Source organism: Streptomyces sp. XD-27 (assembly GCF_030553055.1).
Taxonomy (GTDB): domain Bacteria; phylum Actinomycetota; class Actinomycetes; order Streptomycetales; family Streptomycetaceae; genus Streptomyces.
The window spans coordinates 7,141,524-7,160,163 of the sequence record NZ_CP130713.1 but is presented as its reverse complement, the minus strand read 5'-3'; the positions used below and the strand labels follow the sequence as shown (position 1 = coordinate 7,160,163).

The following is an 18,640-nucleotide window of genomic DNA, read 5'->3' as shown; positions in this document are numbered from 1 at the left end:
GGGCCGTCAGGCGGCGGCGTGCGTGCGGATCGGCGGGGTCCAGTCGGCGATCCCGTCGAAGGCGCGCAGCGCGAGGCCGGGGGCGAGGCGGCCGACGACGATGAGGGCGGCGGCGCGCAGGGCGGCGGTGGGGGCGCGGTCGAGCAGGGAGAAGCGGGCGGTGCGGGCCGAGCGGCGGACGATGTCCGTCGTGCGGGGCAGCCGGTCACGGGTGTACGCGGCCAGGGCGCGGCTGAGGCCGCCGTCCGGGGCGACGCCGCCGTCCGGGGCGGCCAGGTGGTGGGCGAGGACGACGGCGTCCTCGACGGCCTGGTTGCCGCCTTGGCCGAGGGACGGCGCCATGGGGTGGGCGGCGTCGCCGAGCAGGGCGGTGCGGCCCCGGTGGTAGGCGGGCAGCGCCGTGGTCATGTGGCGCACGTCGTGCCGGAGGACCCGGGCGGGGTCGGCGGCGGCGAGGAGGGCGGGAACAGGGTGGTGCCAGTCGCCGAAGCGGCGCAGGAGTTCGGCCTGCTCGTCGTCGGGGGCACGGCCCGCCGGCGGCGCGAGGGCCGCCGCGTAGGCGTACACCCGGCCGTCCTTGAGCGGCTGGCTGCCCCACAGCGCGCCCCGGCCCCAGGTCTCGTGCGGCGGATACGGCCGGGTGGGGGCGGGGACGACGAAGCGCCAGGTGGTGAATCCGGCCTACGCGGGGGCGGGGTGGCCGGGGAAGAGGGTCGCCCGCACCCCGGAGTTGATGCCGTCGGCGCCGATGACCAGGTCGGCGGTCAGCTCACCGCCCGACGTGCCGACCCGGGCGGGCCGGTCCGGCGCGCCGGGGTCGGTCAGCGTGGCGGCGGTGCCGGTGCGCAGGGCACCTTCGGGCAGCCGGGTGCGCAGCAAGTCGGCGAGGGTGGCGCGGTGGAGCAGGACCAAGCCGCCGCCGTGCCGCCGGAGGTGGGCTGAGCTGTCGCTCCGGGCGAGCCAGCCGCCTCGCGGGGTGCGGATGCCGCCTTCGCCGTGCCAGGCGGCCAGCGCCCGGACCTCGTCGCCGAGGCCGATGACGTCGAGGGCGCGCTGGCCGTTGGCGGCCAGCGAGATGCCGGCGCCGACCGGTTCGAAGGACGGCGAGCGCTCCAGGACGGTGACCGCCCAGCCCCGCTAGGCCGCCCTGCTGGCCGCGGCGGTGCGGAGGCTGGCGCAGCGCGAGGCGCGGGTGCTGACCCCGGAGGAGATGCCCGGCCCGTGGGACGGACCGGAGAAGCTGGCCGACGCCCTCTCGCTCTCGCTGCATCGCTATCTGACGGCCCATCGCCATCTGCTGGTCGCCCGCTACGAGCTGGCGCTGGAGGCGACCCGCCGGCCGGAGCTGCGGGAGATCTACGACGCGTCGGGCCGGGTCTTCCAGGAGATGCTGGTCGCGCTGATGCGGGCGGCGGGGTCGGCGGCGCCGGAGCGGCACGCGGCTGGCCCTGACCGCGTGGTGCGACGGGATCCTGTTCTCGTGCTCGGCGGGCTCGTACCACCAGGCGTCGCCGACCCGGGAGGAGCTGCGGGCCGGCTGCGCGGAGCTGCTGTGCGGGATGCTGGCACGCTGACATCCCCTGGCGCACCGGCCACTTGGGTGACGATGATGGCGGCCATGACGACGACTGAGCGCACCATTCCGACCGGGGAAGCCGACGAGCGCACCATGTTGGAGAACTGGCTGGAGTTCCACCGGGAGACCCTCGCCGCGAAGTGCGAGGGGCTCTCCGACGAGCAGCTGCGGGAGGCGTCCGCGCCGCCCTCCGATCTCACGCTGCTCGGACTCGTACGGCACATGGCGGAGGTGGAGCGCGCCTGGTTCCGCCGGGTGCTGTCCCAGCAGGAGATCGGGCCGCTGTATTACAGCGAGGAGGACCCGGACGGGGACTTGCATGTGAGCGGTCAGGACACGGCCAAGGAGGCGTTCGACACCTGGCGCGCGGAGATCGCCGCGGCGCGCGAGTCGGCCGCCCGCCATGCGCTGGACGACACCGGGGTCTGGAAGAGGCGCAAGAGCCCGGGCGAGGACCGGGTGGTCAGCCTGCGCTGGATCTACGTCCACATGATCGAGGAGTACGCGCGGCACAACGGCCACGCGGACCTGCTGCGCGAGCGGATCGACGGCGCCACCGGCAGCTGACCGCACGCTCGGCCCGCGCCGCCCTCGCTCCCGCCAGGCCCTCTCGGTCAGGCGTGCGGCGGGGCGGCGTCCCCGTCCAGCCGCAGCGCGATCCGGCCGATGGCGGCCCGGACCCCGTCGCTGTACGGGTCCTCGCCCAGCACACCGGAGGCGGCCCGGGCCTGCGCCAGCTGGGCGCGGGCCGCCTCCCGCTGGCCCAGCTTCACGTAGTCGGCGGCCAGGTTGAGATGGAGCGAGGGGTAGAAGGCGCGCACCGCCACCCGCGCCGGATGGCGCACGGCACCGTCACCGGTGACCGCGTCGGCGGCCGCCAGGGCCAGCAGGTCCCACATCAGCTCGTCGGCCGGGTCGTCCTGGGTGTCGGCCATGTAGTGGGCGAGGGTGCAGCGGTGGTACGGATCGCCGTCCTCCCCGATCTGCTCCCACAGCCGGGCGAACCGGTTGCGCGCCTCCTCCCGGTCGCCGCCCTGATGCAGCATCACCGCCTGCCCGATGCGGGTCATCACGACGTCCTCCGCCGGCTCGTGCCGCGCTGGTGCCATCACCCACTCCCGTCTGTGTGCGTCGCCTATAGGCGTCGTCGCTCCGTCGCCGTGTCCCGACTCGTCGTTTTCGTTGCCGTGTCCCGACGCTAGCCGCGCGGCCACCGACAATCCCGGTCAGGAGCCCCGGACACGCCGAAGCCCCCGGTTCAGACGCCCAGGTCAGGGATCCGCCAGTCGATGGGCTGGTGGCCCTGGGCCGCGACGGCATCGTCGATCTGCGTGAAGGGCCGGGAGCCGAAGAACTTCTTGGCCGACAGCGGGGAGGGGTGCGCGCCCTTGACCACCACATGCCGCTCCTCGTCGATCAGGGGCAGCTTCTTCTGGGCGTAGTTGCCCCAGAGCACGAAGACGGCCGGGTCGGGCCGGGAGGCGACGGCGCGGATCACCGCGTCGGTGAACTTCTCCCAGCCCTTGCCCTTGTGGGAGTTGGCCTCGCCGGCGCGGACGGTCAGCACCGCGTTGAGCAGCAGCACCCCCTGCCGGGCCCACGGCATCAGATAGCCGTTGTCCGGGACGGGGTGGCCGAGCTCCTCCTTCATCTCCTTGTAGATGTTCCGCAGCGACGGCGGGGTCTTGACCCCGGGCCGCACCGAGAAGCACAGCCCGTGGCCCTGGCCCGCGCCGTGGTAGGGGTCCTGCCCGAGGATCAGCACCTTGACCTGGTCGTACGGCGTGGCGTCAAGGGCGGCGAACACCTCTTCGCGCGGCGGGTACACCGGGCCCCTGGCCCGCTCCTCCTCGACGAAGTCGGTGAGCTCTTTGAAATAGGGCTTCTCCAGCTCGTCGCCGAGCACGGCCTGCCAGGACTCGGGCAGCATGTCGCTCACGTGGGTGTTCCTCCGGTCGTGATGGTGTGACAGGACGAACGTACCGGCGACCACTGACAACGCACGCGTCGAGGGCCGGGCGGCATCCGGATCCGGGCCGCCCGGCCGCTCGACGAGGTGGGTCCGCCGTGATCCGCTCAGGCACCGACCCCGGCGTTGAGGAAGATCCCGCCGTCCACCACCAGGGTCTGGCCGGTGATCCAGGCGGCCTGGTCGGAGGTGAGGAACGCGGCGGCGCCCCCGATGTCCTCCGGTACGCCGAGGCGGCCGAGCGGGTAGGCCGCGGCGGCCTCCTCCTCGCGGTTCTCGTACAGCGCCTGGGCGAACCTGGTCTTGACCACGGCCGGGGCGATGGCGTTGACCCGGACGCCCGGCGCGAACTCGTGCGCGAGCTGCGCGGTGAGGTTGATCATCGCGGCCTTGCTCACCCCGTACGCGCCGATGAACGGCGAGGGCGCGAGTCCGGCGATCGAGGCGATGTTGACGATCGCGCCGCCGTGCTCCTTCTGCCACGCCTTCCAGGTCTGCTGGGCGAAGCCGAGCGCGGAGACCACGTTGGTCTCGAAGACCTTGCGGGCGACGGCGAGGTCGAGTTCGGCCAGCGGCCCGAAGACCGGGTTCGTACCCGCGTTGTTGACCAGGAAGTCGACGCGGCCGAACGCCTCCATGGTGCGCTCGACGGCAACCGCCTGGTGCGCCTCGTCGTGGGCCTTCCCCGGCACCCCGATCACCCGGTCCGCGCCGAGCCGCTCCACGGCCTCCTTCAGCGCGTCCTCGTTGCGCCCGGTGATGCACACCCGGTCGCCGCGCGCCACCAGCGCCTCGGCGACGCCGTATCCGATGCCGCGGCTCGCCCCGGTGACGAGCGCGACCTTTCCGGTGTCCGCTGCCTGTGCGGTCATGTCGCTGTCGCCTTCCGTCAGTTGAGCGGGCCGCCGGCCACGTACAGGACCTGGCCGGAGACGAAGCCCGCCGCGTCGCCGGTGAAGAAGGCGATGGCGTTGGCGATGTCGTCCGGCACCCCGACCCGCTGGACCGGGATCTGGGTGGCGGCCGCCGCCTTGAAGTCCTCGAAGCCCATGCCGACGCGCTCGGCGGTGGCGGCGGTCATGTCGGTGGCGATGAAGCCGGGGGCGACCGCGTTGGCCGTGACGCCGAACTTGCCCAGCTCGAAGGCGAGGGTCTTGGTGAAGCCCTGCAGGCCGGCCTTGGCGGCGGAGTAGTTGGCCTGGCCGCGGTTGCCGAGCGCGGAGCTGCTGGAGAGGTTGACGATCCGCCCGAACGAGGCGTCCACCATGTGCTTCTGGCACGCCCGCGACATCAGGAACGCGCCCCGCAGGTGCACGTTCATGACCGTGTCCCAGTCGCTGTCGCTCATCTTGAAAAGAAGGTTGTCGCGCAGGACGCCCGCGTTGTTGACGAGGATCGTCGGCGCGCCGAGCTCTTCGGCGACCCGGGCGACCGCGGCCTGGACCCGCTCGGCGTCGGAGACGTCGGCGCCGACGGCGATGGCCTTGCCACCGGCCTTGGTGATCTGCGCCACGGTGTCCGCGCAGGCCCCCTCGTCGAGGTCCAGTACGGCGACGGCGCGGCCCTCTGCGGCCAGTCGCACGGCGGTGGCCGCGCCGATGCCGCGGGCCGCGCCCGTCACGATGGCGACGCGCTGCTCGGTGGTGGACATGCGGGTTCTCCTCGCCTCGGTAGCGGCTCACCACCCGGCCGGCGGGCGCGGCGGTGAGCAACCGCTTAGTCGCTTCAGCAGACGAGACGCTAGAAGCCCCACCACCGCATGTCAACGCCCCACCCGCCGACGCACGGGTGGGGCGCGCACGGGCCGACGCGGCCGTACGTACGCCGTCAGCGCACCAGCAGCTCCAGCAGCCGCTCGACCTCGGCCTCCGGGTCGGTGGTCAGGCCGGTGTGCACCGGCCCCGGCTGGACGACCGTGGAGCGCGGCGCGATCAGCCAGCGGAAGCGCCGCCCCGCGTCGTCGCCCGCAGCCTGCCCCGCGTCCTCGCCGCCCCGGCAGACCGCCTCGACGGCGTGCAGCGCCGCGCGCACGCCGGCCACGTCGGCCTGCGGGTCCAGCGCGCGCAGCTTCTCCTCGCTCAGATACGTGCGGGCGGCCACGAAGGAGGCTGCCCGGCAGTAGACGACCACGCCCGCGTTGAAGCACTCCCCGCGCTCGACCCGCGGCACGACGCGCAGCAGCGCGTACTCGAAGACCTGGCGCTCGCTCATTCCCCGCCGCCCTTGCGCTGGTTCTTGGTCGGGTGCGGCCAGGCGGCCAGATGCTCGGTCAGCCAGCCCGCGGCCGGGGTGGGCTTGCGCTCCACCCGCGGGCCGAGGCCGATGCGCTCACCGATGGTCGCGGCACGCGGCAGCAGCGCCTCCACATAGGCGCGGCGGAGCGCGTCGGCGGAGTCAAAGCCGGGCTCGTCGACCAGCCACTCGTCGGGGACATCCGCCACGACCTCGGTCAGCAGCTCCTCGGTGACCAGCGGGGCGAGCGTGGCCGCGGCCGACGCGACGTCGGGGGCGAAGGGGGCGAGCACGTGGTCCGAGGCGTCGTACGGCTTGGCGGCGGATGTCCGCGCCGTCGACCAGTTGTGGTGCCAGATCATGGTGGCGCCGTGGTCGATGAGCCACGGATCACCGTGCCAGACCAGCATGTTGGGGTTGCGCCACGAGCGGTCGACGTTGTTGACCAACGCGTCGAACCAGACGACCCGGCCCGCCTCCTGGGAGTCCACCCGGTAGGCGAGCGGGTCGAAGCCGATCGATCCGGGGAGGTAGTCCATCCCCAGGTTCAGCCCTCCGCTCGCCTTGAGCAGTTCCTGCACCTCCTGGTCGGGCTCCGACAGACCGATGACCGGATCCAGCTGGATCGCGACCAGCTCCGGGACGCGCAGCCCCAGACGGCGGCCGAGCTGTCCGCAGATGACCTCGGCGACCAGGGTCTTGCGGCCCTGGCCCGCGCCGGTGAACTTCATGACATACGTACCGAGATCGTCGGCCTCGACGATGCCGGGGAGCGAGCCACCCTCACGCAGCGGCGTGACATACCGGGTGGCGATGACTTCTGTCAGCATTTCTCCAGGCTATACGCCCTGACTCCCTGGAAATCCACGACCACGTCAGCGCCGCACAGCCTGGGGAATCGCTTCCGCGAGCAACGGCGAGCGGCGGCGAGCATATGTACGCCATCGCCCGTTACCCGACGGTAGTACCGTCTGTCACCTCTCCTTGCGGTGCGTCTTCGGATAGGCTGAAGTGAGCCAATTACCGCTTATTCATGGCGAGTTCGGCACGGGGGATCATGAGACGCGCCAGGAGATCCAACCTGTTCATCGGCGCCGTGTGCACCCTCGGGGTGGCGGCGGCACTGGCCGCGGCGGGGCCCGGCGCGTCCGACGGAGAGCCTGCGCGGGCCACCGGGCTGACGCTGACACGCGATGGCGAGGGCATCGCGCCCTCGCCGCCTACGGGGGCGTCGGCCGAGGCGTCCGGCAGCGCGTCGCCAACGGCTCCACCGCCGCTGTCCGTAGCGCCGAGCACCGGTTCATCGGAACCCTCGCGCTCCAGCGGCTCGACGAGCCCGACGAGCCCGACGCACCGTACCGATCACGGCGGGCAGCAGCCGCCCTCCCCGTCGGCGGGCGTGCCTGACCGGCCGTCATTCTCGCGTCTGCCGGGGACCGATGAGCCCTCGTCGCGCGGGCCGGCTCCCTCGGGGCCGGCCACCCCGGCACCGGGCACCACCCCTCCCGGGTCCCCCGCCACCGGGCCCTCCCCGCCCGGGCCGGACCGCTGCGGGGACGCGCGCCCGTGGCAGGGACTGCGGATCGGTTTCACCTCCCCCTGCGAAGGGGCCGCGGTCCCGCAACTGGTGTCGGTCCGGCTGAAGGTGCCGAGGTACCCGGGCGAGGGCCAGGGGGCGTTCGTGATCACCGGCACCGTGCTCACCGACGCCGCCGGTCGGCGGCTTCCCGAGTCGTACACCTTCTCGGAGTTCTACCCGCTGGCGCTGGGCCCTGGGACGTCCCAGGAGACGGGCCACCCGGACGTCTGGCGGAACAACGTCATCGTCGGGAAGGGCTGCGCTCCCCTGACCGACCGCACCCGGGTCCAGTTGCGGATCTATCTGCTGTCGTCGGCCGGTCTGGCCTACGCGCAGCAGGAGTGGCGCGAGTCCACACCGGTGCGCATCCCCGAGGACAGCGTCCTGATGGACCGGATCACCGTGACCCGGCACGACGCCTGCCGCTGACCGCCCGGCGCGCACCTCGGCTGACCGCGCGGCGCGCACCTCGGTCGCACGGCCGCGACAGCCGGCCCCCGTCCCGGCGCGAAGGAGACCCGTATGAGCACACCCTCCGATCCACCGGACCCGTCCGACGAGAGAGCCGAGGGCACCGCGTCCACCCCTGCGGACGGGGCAGGCGAGGGCGCGGCCGCCGCCCCCGCGGACGGGGAGGCCGGTGGTGAGCCGAGTGGGGAGCCGGGCGCGGAACGGTCCCGGCGGGTCGGCTGGCCGGTGGCGATCGGCAGCGGCGTCGCCATCGCCACCGCCGTCGCCGCCCTGGTCACGGCCTTCACGCCCTGGCTCACCGGCGGGGGCGGCGGTGCCGCCGCATCCTCGGCGTCGCCGACCCCGTCCAGCGGGCCGACGTCCTCGCCGACGCCGCCGCCGAGTCCGCCGCCGCCCACCTCGCCGACGGTCACCCCCTCGCCGCCTCCGCCCACGCAGGCGCCGGACAAGCCCTGCCGGTCCACCAAGGCGGCGCACGGCTTCCGTGCTGCGTTCGTCGCGCCCTGCGACGGGGGTTCCGCCACCGCCCCGTACCCCACCGTCACCCTCGCGGTGCCCCGGTACCCCGCCGGGGACGGATCCCAGGGGCGGCTCTGGATCGTCTCCAGAATCCTCACCGACGGTGCGGGGATGCCGCTCGCGGACGAGCCGCTGTACGGCCAGTACCCGGTGGAGCGCAAGACCGCCGACCGGTTCACCGCCACGACCTGGCAGAAGAACCTCTTCGTCTTCCGGACCTGCCGCGACTACGGGCCCACGGAGCTGTCGGTGTACTGGCTCGACCCCAGCGGGGCCGAGGAGGCCGAGCGGTGGCGGCCCGGCGTGACCATCACAATCCCCCCGCACAGCACGCTGCTGGACCGGGCCACCGTCACGCTCGCCCCCGGCTGCTGACCACCGCCGACCGGCCCCCGGCGGCAGCCGACCGGACGGCGGCCCGGACCCGGCATCACCGACGGGCACCCGGACGCAGCGCCGCCGTGACCAGGGCGCGGCGACGGCGCGCGCGCAGCACGCGGCGGCAGTGTGCCGCCAGCCGGACCGCGCGCCGGGCGTCATCGTCGTCCACCACGTGGTAGAGCGCTCGTTCGGTGAGCCTGGCGAGGGCGAGCACCGGCGCCAGGCCCGTCGCCTGTGCCGTCTGACGGGCCGTCGAGCCGACCGGCCGGGGCCGCCCGGCCTCGGCGACCCGGACGACGTCCTGCCAGGCGGCGAGGATGCGCTGGTCGGCGGGGGCCCGGCGGCCGCCGCGGGGGCGTCGGCGGACGGCCCGGAGTACGCCTGCCAGGACGGGCCACATCGCCGACAGGCCGAGCAGGATCAGGAGGCGGACGTACAGCGGGAGATGGGACGGGGAGCGGGCCGGGTGCGCGGAGGGCTCGGGCGTGTGGGCGGCGGCACCGGCCTCGGGATCCGGCGCGGCGGTACGCCGCCCCGCCGCGCCCGGCAGCGGCAGGTAGTCCGTCCAGCCGAGCCCGGCGAACCGCACCTGCGGCCAGGCCAGCGCGTCCGCCCCGGTCACCGTCACCACACCGCCGGCGGGAGCGTGCCGGGGCCGGTATCCCACCACGACCCGGCTGGAGACGCCCAGCGTGCGCGCGGTCAGGGCGAAGGCGGTCGCGTATTGCGCACCGCTCCCCTGATGGGTCGTCAGCAGCTGGCGGAGGGCGGCGCAGTCCGTCCCCGGGCCTGCCGACGGGCGGTACCGGTACGGCGGCGAGCCGAGCCGGTCCCGCAGCCGCTCCAGCCGGTCTCCCGCGGCCGGCCCGGCCCGCAGGGCGTCCTTGCGCAGGCCGTCCAGGGCACGGGCGGCGCAGCGCGGCACGCGGTCGGCGGCGGGGACCGGTGCGGCGGCCCGGAGTCGCGCGCGGGACGGGGGGACGGGGGCGGGCGCGGTCAGCTCGTACCGCGTGACCGCCGAGGGCGCGTACAGCGCCTCGTGGCGAGGGTCCTCCCGGAAGCCGCCGACCGCGACCGCGCCCCAGGGGTGCGGCAGCAGGCGCGCCGGACGGGCCAGCGTGACGGTGACCGGGTCCCGCCCTGCCGCGGGCCGGGGGCGGGGAGCGGGGCGCAGCGCCGGTTCGGCCGACCAGCCCCGGCCGTCGGAGAAGTCCTGGTACGCCAGCAGCGGCCAGGTCGGCGGCCGGGTCCGCAGCCGGCCGGTCAGGGTCGCACGGAAGACCTCGGCGGCGCCGTGCCGCGCCGGGCGCGTCAGCCGGTGGAGCGGGTCCTGCTCCGTGGGTGCGGAGGACGACGGGGCGGGGGCGGGGCGCTGGGCCGCCCGAGGCGGCAACGGGAGCAGCGCCGCGGCGGCACCGGCCGACGCGACGGTCACCACCGCCACGGCGCTCAGTCCGCGCCGGTGCCGTAGCGGGGCGCGGCGCCCGGCGAGCAGCAGCACCGCCATCAGGCAGACGGCGGCGACCGCGGCCGCCGCGGAAGCCTCAGGCGCGGTCATGGCCGTCATGGCCGGTCATGCCCGGTCGTGGTCGGGGAGAGGGGCCAGGGACAGCATCAGGGGCGGCAGCTCCGCCGGACGGCTCACCTGGCCGTACCGCACCCGCCCGACGCGCAGGAACGCCCCGGTGGCCGCTTCGGCGGCGCGGACCACCGCCACCCAGCGGAAGCGCCCGGCCAGCACGGCCAGTTGGGGCTCGGCGGCGCTGAGGTCACGGGTGGTGCACACCACGGCCAGTGCCGCGCGTGGTCCGGCGGCCAGGGCCCGGGCCGCCTCCGACAGCTCCATGGCGGGCGCGCACCCGTCCCGGGGACCGGCCGGAGGCGCCACCGCGGAAAGCTCGTCGAGCACCATCCGGCGGCCCGCCGCCCCGGGCGGGCAGGCGACCGGCCCGCGGGTCAGCGCGGGGTGCCACAGCTCGACGGGCGAGTCGGCGCGCAGCGCGGCGACCGCCAGGCTCGCGGCGCAGTCGACCGCCGACTCCACGTGGTCGTGGTCCGGTCGGCTGGGAGCGGGGGCCGGGTCCGCGTGGACGGGAGCCAGGTCCAGCAGCACCGCGGTGCCTCCGCCCGTGGTCGAGGGGCTCTGCCGGATCTGGAGGACGCCGGTACGCAGCGACGCCGGCCAGTGCACCCGGCGCGGCGCCTCGCCCGGCTGACGGGGGCGCAGTGAATGGAACTCGAAGACGTCCTCGGGATCGGCGCAGCGGGTGGTGCCGGAGAGCTCTCCCGCCACCGCGCGGGGCCAGCGCAGTTCCTCGACGACCGCGGGGTGGACCAACAGCCGGGCGCCCGCGCCGACATGCGCCCGGGCGCGGGCCAGCCCTGTCGGATCCCGCCATTCCAGCGCCGGCGGCCCCGCTTCCCAGACGCCTCGGCGCAGGGGCGGCGACAGCGCGCGGCCCTCGGCGCCCGAGACGTCGACCGCCCACTCCTGCGCCGTACCGAGCGGTGTGCTGCGCCAGCGTTCGCGGACCGTCGTGGCGCCCGCCGCCCGGGTGGCGCCCCGGACCACGTAGCCGGTCTCGACCCGCTGACCGCGCACAGCGGGTGAAGGCGACAGCCGTTCGCGGACGATGTCCAGCGGCACGCGGCGGGGAGCGCTGAGCAGCGCCACCGCGCAGGCGGCCAGCCCCGCCGCGCCGAGGCCGGCCAGCAGATGCTGCCGCAGGATGCAGGCGTCGGCCAGCGCGGTGGCGGACAGGCCCAGCAGCCACCGCCCGCGCGTGGTCGGCCGGACCGTGGTCCGCCCCAGGAATCGGCCTTGGACCGTGGTCCGGCCCGGAGTCCGGCCTCGGGCGGTGGCCCGCCTCGTGAACCACCCCCGAACCGCTGCCCGCCCCGTGGCCCGGTCCATCACCGCACCGCCGTGCGTTCGGCGACCGGTACCCGCCGGACCAGTTCGGCGACCACGTCCGTCGGCTCCCGCCCCGACCCGAGGTGGACCACCATCCGGTGCGCGAGCACCGGCACCGCCAGCGCCTGGACGTCGTCCGCCACCGGGTAGCGGCGTCCGGCCAGCATGGCCCGCGCCCGCGCCGCGCGGACCAGCCCCGCGGTGGCCCGGACGCTCACCCCCCGGGCCACGTCGGGGTGGGTGCGGGTGGCCCTGGCGAGCCGTACCGCGTAGGCGGTCAGCGGCGCGGGGGCGGGCACCGCGCCCAACGCCTCGATCGCGGCGTTCAGTTCCCCGGGAGCCATCAGCGGGCGCACGTCGGCCGCCTTGCCGATGCGGCCGGCGGCGATCTCGCACTCCGTGGCCTCGTCGGGGTCGCCGACCACCACCCGCATCAGGAACCGGTCGAGCTGTGCCTCGGGGAGGGGTAGGTGCCCTGCAACTCGACGGGGTTCTGGGTGGCGGCCAGCAGGAACGGCTCCGGCAGCGGCAGGGTTTCGCCGTCCACCGTCACCTGACGCTCCTCCATGGCCTCCAGCAGCGCCGACTGCGTCTTGGGAGAGGCGCGGTTGATCTCGTCGGCCACCACGACGTTGGCGAAGAGCGGACCCTCCCGGAACCGCAGACCGCCGCCGACACCGTCGGGCACGGCGTAGCCGGTCACCTCGGCGGGCAGCAGATCCGGGGTGAACTGGATCCGGCGGCAGGAGCCCGCCGTCGCCCGGGCGAGGGCCTGGGCCAGGGTCGTCTTCCCGCTGCCGGGCTGACCCTCGATCAGCACATGCCCCTCGGCGAGCGCGCAGATGACCGTCTGCTCCACCGCCTCCGGACTTCCGGCGAACACCGCGCCGATCGGCGCGAGCAGCCGGTCGCGCAGACGCTCCGCCCACGCGGCGGTCCCTGCCCGGCCTGCCCCCGCACCACTCATCGGTACGCCCCCGCCCCCCGTACGGCCGGTTCGCCCACCGGCGCAAACCACCCTTACCGCGGCACTCTAGGCACCGCGGGTGGTGACCGCAGCCGATCGGCGAGGATGAGGCCGTGCTGTGACCCGCCGCGACGGATCCGGAGAAGCGAACTCCTCCTCGGACACGGCACTCGGTCTACTCACCGGGGGCGGCTGCGGCCGAACCGGTCGGCTACCCCATGCTCTTGGCGCCGTCCAGGGACTCGCGAATGATGTCGGCGTGGCCCGCGTGCTGGGCGGTCTCGGCGATGACGTGCATCAGGACTCGGCGGACCGACCAGTACGCTCCGGCCTCGAACCACGGGGCCTTCGGCAGCGGCTGGGTCGCGCCCAGGTCGGGCAGCGAGGCCACCAACTCATCCATACGCTGGGCCGCTTCGGCGTAGTCGGCCAGCACGCCCGCCAGGGTCTCCTCGGGCAGCAGCCGGAACTCGTCGGCCCGCCGGGCCAGGTCGGCCTCGGTGATGGTGGTGAAGTCGGGCATCGCCGACGGGCCTTCCAGGATGAAGGCCGTCCAGGTCCGCTCGACCGCGGCGACGTGCTTGACCAGGCCGCCCAGGCACAGCTCGCTGGCGGTGGTCCGCTTCCTGGCCTGCTCGTCGGTGAGGTCGCGCGTGGTGAAGCGCAGGAAGTGCCGGTGCTGGGCCAGCATCGCCAGCAGGTCGGCGCGCTCACCGGTGTCGGTCGTGGTCTCGCTCATGTCTCGGCCTCCGTTGTTGCCGTTCCCTCGGACGAGAACCACGCTACGGGCCATGTGGGTCAGATCATGACCTAGATCCCCCAGATCGCGGATGCTTTCAGCTCCCGCCTCGGCATCGCCATCGGACGTCTCCGACATCTACCCCTCACCTGTGACATGTGAAATATTACTGCGCGCCCGGCGACTCCTTCGAAGGGATCAGTCATGTCGCGCAGACTCAAGGGGGCAGGAGCGGCGATAGCCCTCGCACTCCTCGCCGCCCCCGCCATCAGCGCCCAGGCGCTCGCCGCACCCGCACCCGTCACCGCGCCTCCACCGGCCGCCGACCACCCGCACGACGCCCGCCACGGGCACGGCGCCGAGGCTCCGCCGGCGCCCAGCCGCCAGGAACTGCAGCAGCAGGCCGTGCGCCGACAGGCCCTGGAGCAGGTGGCGGCGGGCCGTATCGACACGGTCGACGGCCGGCTCCCGCAGCGGGTCAAGGTCGGAAAGCGCTACGTGGAACTCGCCCAGGAACGCAAGGACAAGATCTTCGTCATCCTCGCGGAGTTCGGCGAGCAGGTGGACAACACCACCGAGTTCGAGGGCAAGCCCCGCTTCGGCGGTGAGCCCGGCCCCCTGCACAACACCATCGACAAGCCCGCCAAGGCCGACAACCACACGGTCTGGCGCAAGGACTTCGACCGCGCCTACTACCAGCAGCGGTTCTTCGGCGACAAGCCCGGCGCCGTCAGCCTGCGCAACTACTACCGGCTCCAGTCCTCCGGCCGGTACGACATGGACGGCCACGTCACCGACTGGGTGAAGCTGCCCTGGAACGAGAACCGCTACGGCACCGACAACTGCTCCGAGTCCGGTCAGTGCCGCACCAACTGGGACCTGGTGCGCGACGCCACCAACGCCTGGTACCACTCCGAGCGGGCCAAGGGCCGCACCCCGGCCGAGATCAAGGCCCAGCTCGCCGAGTACGACGTCTGGGACCGCTACGACTTCGACCGCGACGGGAACTTCGACGAGCCCGACGGCTACCTCGACCACCTGATGATCGTCCACGCCGGGAAGGACCAGACCTGGGGCGGCGGCAAGCAGGGCACCGGCGCCGTCTGGGCGCACCGCTGGTTCGCGTACTGGAACCAGGCCGGATCCGCGGGCCCCGAGGGCAACAAGAACGGCGGCGCCCCGGTCGGTGAGTCCGGCATCTGGGCAGGCGACTACCTCACCGGCGGCGAGAACAGCGGGGTCGGCCTGTTCGCCCACGAGTTCGGCCACGACCTGGGCCTGCCGGACATGTACAGCTCCGACGGCGACAACAGCGTCAACTTCTGGTCGCTGATGTCGTCCGCCTCGTACCTGGCCAAGGGCCGCAACACGACCGGCGAGTATCCGGGCGACCTCGACGCCTGGAGCAAGCTGCAGTTGGGCTGGCTGGACTACACCGAGGCCGACGCGGGCCGTAAGACCCGCGCCCTGCTGGGCGTGTCCGGGTACAACACCGAGGACCCGCAGGCGCTCTTGGTGCACCTGCCGCCGTCGACCACCTCCACCGACCTGACCGACCCCTACGAGGGCGGCAGCCAGTGGTGGAGCGGCACCGGCGACTACATGGACAACACCCTGACCCGCACCGTCGACCTGACCGCCGCGGGCGGCGCGGCCCGCCTCGACGCCAGGGCCTGGTACGACACCGAGGAGGGCTACGACTTCCTGACGGTGGAGGCGTCCACGGACGGCGGGGTGCGCTGGACCCCCCTGACCGGCACCGTCGGCGGACGGCCCCTTCCGGCCAACGGGATCTCCGGCGCCTCGGGCGGCTGGACGGAGCTGAGCGTGCCGCTGGACCGGTTCACCGGCCGGAGCGTACAGCTGCGGCTGCGGGTGACCTCCGACAGCAACACCCACGGCAAGGGCGTCACCTTCGACGACATCCGCATCACCGCGGGCGGCACCGAGCTGCTGCGCGACGGCGCCGAGCAGGGCGCCAACGGCTGGAGCGCCGTGAAGTGGTCACGGACCCAGGGGCGCACGGGCACCGCCGAGCACCCGCGGGCCTACCTCGTGGAGAACCGCCGCCACACCGGGTACGGCGCCTACCTGAAGACCGGCCCGTACAACTTCGGCTGGACCGGCGACGCCGCCCACCCGGAGAAGAAGGACACGGTGGAGTTCTACCCGTACCAGGAGGGCGTGCTCGTCTGGCTCTGGGACACCGCCTACAGCGACAACACCACCAAGGCGCACCCGGGCAAGGGCATGCTCCTGCCGGTCGACGCCCGGCCGCAGGCGCTGCGGTTCACGGACGGAACGCTGGTCAACGCGCGGGCGCAGACCTTCGACGCGCCCTTCTCGCTCCGGCCGAGTGACGAGATCCTGCTGCACCGCGCCGGAGTGCCCGTGGTCGTCCCGGAGCGCCCGGGCGTGCCGGTCTTCGACGACCACACGGGCACGTACTGGAACGAGGAGCTGCCGCAGGTCGGGGTGAAGGTGCCGGACACCGGGACGAGGATCGCGGTGGTGAAGGAGGCCCAGGACGGTCGGCTGACGACGGTGCAGGTGAGCCCCTCGCACTGAGCCGCCGGTTCGGCCGTCGACGTGGGGATGGCGGTGGGGGGCCAGGGCAGGGCCCGCCATCCCCACGCGCGGCGGGCGCCGCGTCCCACCGCCGCGGCCGGTCCCACGGGCGACCGTGGAGACCGGCCGCGGCGCGTCAGGGGGAGAAGACCTGGTCGAGCCGGTGGATCGCCCCGTCGTCGCCGGTCTGGTACTTGAAGACCAGGCCCGAATTCGGGTGCGCCGCCAGCCAGTCGACCAGTTCCTGGACGCCGATCCGCCGGTTCTCCGCGGAGTCCGTGATGGGGGTGGTGGCGGACACGTACGCCGCCTGGTCGAGGGCCCACCGGGCCTCCTCCCCGGTGGTGACGAACGGGGCCCCGTCCGTGTCCTTGCCGGGGCAGCCCCAGGCGCCGTGCTGGAGGATCAGGTTCAGGTGCGTGGGATCGTCGATCTCCTCGGTGCCGTAGAGGGCGATCTCGTCCGGGTCCACCTCATCCGGAGTCGGCGGCTTGTCCGCGCACGGGGACTTCTTCGGCGCGGGCGCGGTGGGGCCGGTCGTCTTGGGGTTCGGCTTCTTCGCCGGTTCTCCCCCGCCCGTCCCGCCCGAGCCACCGGTGCTGCCCGTCCCGCTCGTCCCGCCCGAACCGCCCGTGCCGCCCGAGGCCGCCGGGCCGCCGGAGGACTTCGGAGATGCCGGAGACGAGGCGCTCTTGTCCGGCTGCCCGGCGCCCGGCTTCCCGGAAGCCGGCTTCCCGGAGGCCGTGTCGTCCTTCGCGCATCCCGTCGCCAGCGCCACCAGCGCGATGGGCGCGAGAAGGCCGACGACGCATCTGAACCGCGTTGCAAGCATGTAGGTGTTCCCCCCTGCTCAAAGGCGGCCATTTCCGGCCGCACCCCCATGGACGGGGGAAAGGTACCAACAGCGGTTCATGGGGCACATCGGCGGCGGCTCCTTGTCACCCAGCTGGGACACTCCCGTCGCAGATCGGCGACTGGCCGGGGGGAGGCAGGGTCGTCGACCGACCTCATTAGGTGGCCGACCACCACCGGCAGCCGGTGGCGCCCTCGGCGATCGCCCCCGGGCAGCAGATGTTCACCGCGGCCGGGATGCAGGACATCCCCATGCCGCGCGCGCTGACCACCGGGGAAGTGCGCGCCACGGTCGACGACTTCCGTCGGGCTGCCGCACGCGCGATCCGGGCGGGCGCCGACGCGGTCGAGATCCACGGCGCGAACGGTTACCTGCTGCACCAGTTCCTCGGCGAGGGCTCCAACCACCGTGATGACATCTACGGCGGTTCCCTCGCCAACCGCGCCCGACTGACCGTGGAGACAGCCCAGGCCGTCAGCGCGGAGATCGGCGGCGAGCGTACGGGGCTCCGCCTGTCGCCGGGCGCGCCGATGGGCCGCGTGGACGAGGGCAGCACCGGTCCCGACACCTACCGCCATCTGGTGAGCGAACTCGCGCCGCTGAACCTCGCCTACGTGCACCTGCTGCATCTGGGGGATGAGGAACTGCTGCGGGACGTGCGTGCCCAGTGGCCGACCGCGCTGCTGGTCAACCGCCCCGGACGCGACCGGGCCGAGGTGGCGGCAGACATCGAAGCGGGACTCGCCGACGTCGCCACCGTCGGTGCGTGGGCACTGGCCAACCCTGACCTACCGCAGCGGCTGCGGACCGGCGCCCCGCTCAACGAGGCCGACTGGCCCCCTTTCGGCACCCTGTCCGCGTACGTCACCAGCAAAGCCGCCCTCGCCGGCATGACCCGCGCCCTCGCCCGTGATCTCGGTACTCGCGGGATCACGGTCAACAACATCCAGCCCGATCCCATCCGCACCGACCTGACCTCTGCCGACAGCCGCGCACACAACGTCATGACCACGGCCACGGCCCTTCGCCGTTTCGGCACCCCGGAGGAGATCGCAGGCCTCGTCGCCTACCTCTCCGGCCCCGACGCCGCCTACATCACCGGCGCCACCATCACCGCCGACGGCGGATACCCGGCCTGACGGGCCCGTGCGTGGCCGGCCGTGGCTTGGCTGGCATGCTGATCATTTCCACCTGCATTTCCCTGTGAGGAGTCGACTCGTCATGCCAGTTCCCGCAGATCCGAACGTGGTTCACCCGATGCCGGACCAGCCGCGTCTGGTACTGCTCAGGCCGCTGATCACCTCGCCGCTGATCGACGTCGGAGAGTTCTCCTACTACGACGACCCGGACGATCCGACAGCATTCGAGACGTCCAACGTGCTGTATCACTACGGGCCGGAGAAGCTGGTCATCGGCAAGTTCTGCGCCCTCGGCGAGGGGGTGCGGTTCATCATGAACGGTGCCAATCACCGGATGGACGGCCCTTCGACGTTTCCCTTCCCGATCATGGGAGGTTCGTGGGCCGAGCACTTCGATCTGATCACCGGCCTGCCCGGCCGTGGTGACACCGTGGTGGGCAACGACGTGTGGTTCGGATACCGGGCCATGGTGATGCCCGGCGTCCGCATCGGTCATGGAGCGATCATCGCCTCCGGTTCCGTTGTCGTCGACGACGTCCCCGACTACGGCATCGTCGGCGGCAACCCGGCCAAACTCATCCGCCGCCGCTACAGCGATGAGGACATCGCCCGCCTTCTGGCCATCGCCTGGTGGGACTGGCCGGCCGAGCACATCACCGAGCACGTCCGGACCATCATGTCCGGCACCATCGACGACCTTGAGGCCGCAGCCCCGAGGAGGCGATAGCCGCAT

Annotated in this window: 18 protein-coding genes and 2 pseudogenes; 7 read left to right on the top strand and 13 right to left on the bottom strand. The window is 73.6% G+C overall.

The annotated features are described in order from the left end of the window. Window positions 1-6: 6 nt before the first annotated feature. Window positions 7-1,116, bottom strand: a pseudogene (locus tag Q3Y56_RS31365) (FAD-dependent monooxygenase). Window positions 1,117-1,144: 28 nt separating this feature from the next. Between Q3Y56_RS31365 and Q3Y56_RS31360 the strand changes: the two are divergent. Both Q3Y56_RS31360 and Q3Y56_RS31355 read left to right on the top strand, forming a co-directional pair. Continuing rightward, window positions 1,145-1,574, top strand: a pseudogene (locus Q3Y56_RS31360) (TetR family transcriptional regulator C-terminal domain-containing protein); the annotation flags it as partial. Window positions 1,575-1,609: 35 nt separating this feature from the next. Then, window positions 1,610-2,143: a DinB family protein gene (locus Q3Y56_RS31355; RefSeq protein ID WP_304465885.1), complete on the top strand. Its 534-nt coding sequence runs from the start codon at window positions 1,610-1,612 to the stop codon at window positions 2,141-2,143. A gap of 47 nt (window positions 2,144-2,190) precedes the next feature. Here the strand turns inward: Q3Y56_RS31355 and Q3Y56_RS31350 are convergent, their stop codons facing one another. The 6 genes from Q3Y56_RS31350 to Q3Y56_RS31325 form a co-directional block, all read right to left on the bottom strand. Continuing rightward, on the bottom strand, window positions 2,191-2,685 hold the full coding sequence (locus Q3Y56_RS31350; RefSeq protein WP_304465111.1) for a hypothetical protein: 495 nt from the start codon (window positions 2,683-2,685) through the stop codon (window positions 2,191-2,193). Between the two features lie 149 nt (window positions 2,686-2,834). After that, the gene (locus Q3Y56_RS31345) at window positions 2,835-3,515 is read right to left on the bottom strand and encodes a uracil-DNA glycosylase (RefSeq protein WP_304465110.1); all 681 of its coding nucleotides are present in this window, start codon (window positions 3,513-3,515) and stop codon (window positions 2,835-2,837) included. A gap of 137 nt (window positions 3,516-3,652) precedes the next feature. Further along, complete coding sequence (locus Q3Y56_RS31340) at window positions 3,653-4,417, bottom strand: SDR family oxidoreductase (protein ID WP_304465109.1); 765 nt, start codon at window positions 4,415-4,417, stop codon at window positions 3,653-3,655. Between the two features lie 17 nt (window positions 4,418-4,434). After that, on the bottom strand, window positions 4,435-5,196 hold the full coding sequence (gene fabG, locus Q3Y56_RS31335; protein WP_304465108.1) for a 3-oxoacyl-ACP reductase FabG: 762 nt from the start codon (window positions 5,194-5,196) through the stop codon (window positions 4,435-4,437). A gap of 176 nt (window positions 5,197-5,372) precedes the next feature. Beyond that, window positions 5,373-5,756, bottom strand: coding sequence for a DUF3037 domain-containing protein (locus Q3Y56_RS31330; protein ID WP_304465107.1), 384 nt, complete (start codon window positions 5,754-5,756; stop codon window positions 5,373-5,375). Next, the gene (locus Q3Y56_RS31325) at window positions 5,753-6,607 is read right to left on the bottom strand and encodes a HipA family kinase (protein ID WP_304465106.1); all 855 of its coding nucleotides are present in this window, start codon (window positions 6,605-6,607) and stop codon (window positions 5,753-5,755) included. Before Q3Y56_RS31325 ends, Q3Y56_RS31330 begins: the two co-directional genes overlap by 4 nt. Before the next feature lie 851 nt (window positions 6,608-7,458). On the opposite strand from Q3Y56_RS31325, the gene Q3Y56_RS31320 reads away from it, so the two are divergent. Together Q3Y56_RS31320 and Q3Y56_RS31315 are read left to right on the top strand one after the other, a co-directional pair. Beyond that, a complete protein-coding gene (locus Q3Y56_RS31320) occupies window positions 7,459-7,785 on the top strand; it encodes a hypothetical protein (protein WP_304465105.1) in 327 nt (108 codons plus the stop codon). 93 nt (window positions 7,786-7,878) lie between these two features. Further along, window positions 7,879-8,721, top strand: a complete 843-nt coding sequence (locus Q3Y56_RS31315; RefSeq protein ID WP_304465104.1) for a hypothetical protein — start codon at window positions 7,879-7,881, stop codon at window positions 8,719-8,721. A gap of 55 nt (window positions 8,722-8,776) precedes the next feature. Here the strand turns inward: Q3Y56_RS31315 and Q3Y56_RS31310 are convergent, their stop codons facing one another. The 5 genes from Q3Y56_RS31310 to Q3Y56_RS31290 form a co-directional block, all read right to left on the bottom strand. Then, a complete protein-coding gene (locus Q3Y56_RS31310; protein WP_304465103.1) occupies window positions 8,777-10,285 on the bottom strand; it encodes a transglutaminase-like domain-containing protein in 1,509 nt (502 codons plus the stop codon). Window positions 10,286-10,300: 15 nt separating this feature from the next. Further along, entirely contained in the window at window positions 10,301-11,641 is a 1,341-nt protein-coding gene (locus tag Q3Y56_RS31305) for a DUF58 domain-containing protein (protein ID WP_304465102.1), read from the bottom strand. After that, a complete protein-coding gene (locus tag Q3Y56_RS31300) occupies window positions 11,641-12,075 on the bottom strand; it encodes a MoxR family ATPase (protein WP_304465101.1) in 435 nt (144 codons plus the stop codon). The genes Q3Y56_RS31305 and Q3Y56_RS31300 overlap by 1 nt, the downstream gene beginning before the upstream one ends. Beyond that, window positions 12,075-12,608, bottom strand: coding sequence for a MoxR family ATPase (locus tag Q3Y56_RS31295; RefSeq protein ID WP_304465100.1), 534 nt, complete (start codon window positions 12,606-12,608; stop codon window positions 12,075-12,077). The genes Q3Y56_RS31300 and Q3Y56_RS31295 overlap by 1 nt, the downstream gene beginning before the upstream one ends. A gap of 211 nt (window positions 12,609-12,819) precedes the next feature. Beyond that, window positions 12,820-13,347, bottom strand: coding sequence for a DinB family protein (locus tag Q3Y56_RS31290; RefSeq protein WP_304465099.1), 528 nt, complete (start codon window positions 13,345-13,347; stop codon window positions 12,820-12,822). A 204-nt stretch (window positions 13,348-13,551) separates the two neighbouring features. Here Q3Y56_RS31290 and Q3Y56_RS31285 point away from each other — a divergent pair, with 204 nt between their 5' ends. Continuing rightward, the gene (locus Q3Y56_RS31285) at window positions 13,552-15,915 is read left to right on the top strand and encodes an immune inhibitor A domain-containing protein (protein WP_304465098.1); all 2,364 of its coding nucleotides are present in this window, start codon (window positions 13,552-13,554) and stop codon (window positions 15,913-15,915) included. A gap of 136 nt (window positions 15,916-16,051) precedes the next feature. Here Q3Y56_RS31285 and Q3Y56_RS31280 read toward each other — a convergent pair whose 3' ends face one another. Further along, window positions 16,052-16,747 carry a hypothetical protein gene (locus Q3Y56_RS31280; protein ID WP_304465097.1) on the bottom strand — a complete coding sequence of 232 codons (696 nt, stop codon included), beginning with the start codon at window positions 16,745-16,747 and terminating at the stop codon, window positions 16,052-16,054. A 182-nt stretch (window positions 16,748-16,929) separates the two neighbouring features. Here Q3Y56_RS31280 and Q3Y56_RS31275 point away from each other — a divergent pair, with 182 nt between their 5' ends. Continuing rightward, complete coding sequence (locus Q3Y56_RS31275) at window positions 16,930-17,907, top strand: SDR family oxidoreductase (protein WP_304465096.1); 978 nt, start codon at window positions 16,930-16,932, stop codon at window positions 17,905-17,907. Between the two features lie 82 nt (window positions 17,908-17,989). Beyond that, window positions 17,990-18,634, top strand: coding sequence for a CatB-related O-acetyltransferase (locus Q3Y56_RS31270; protein WP_304465095.1), 645 nt, complete (start codon window positions 17,990-17,992; stop codon window positions 18,632-18,634). Window positions 18,635-18,640 lie beyond the last annotated feature (6 nt).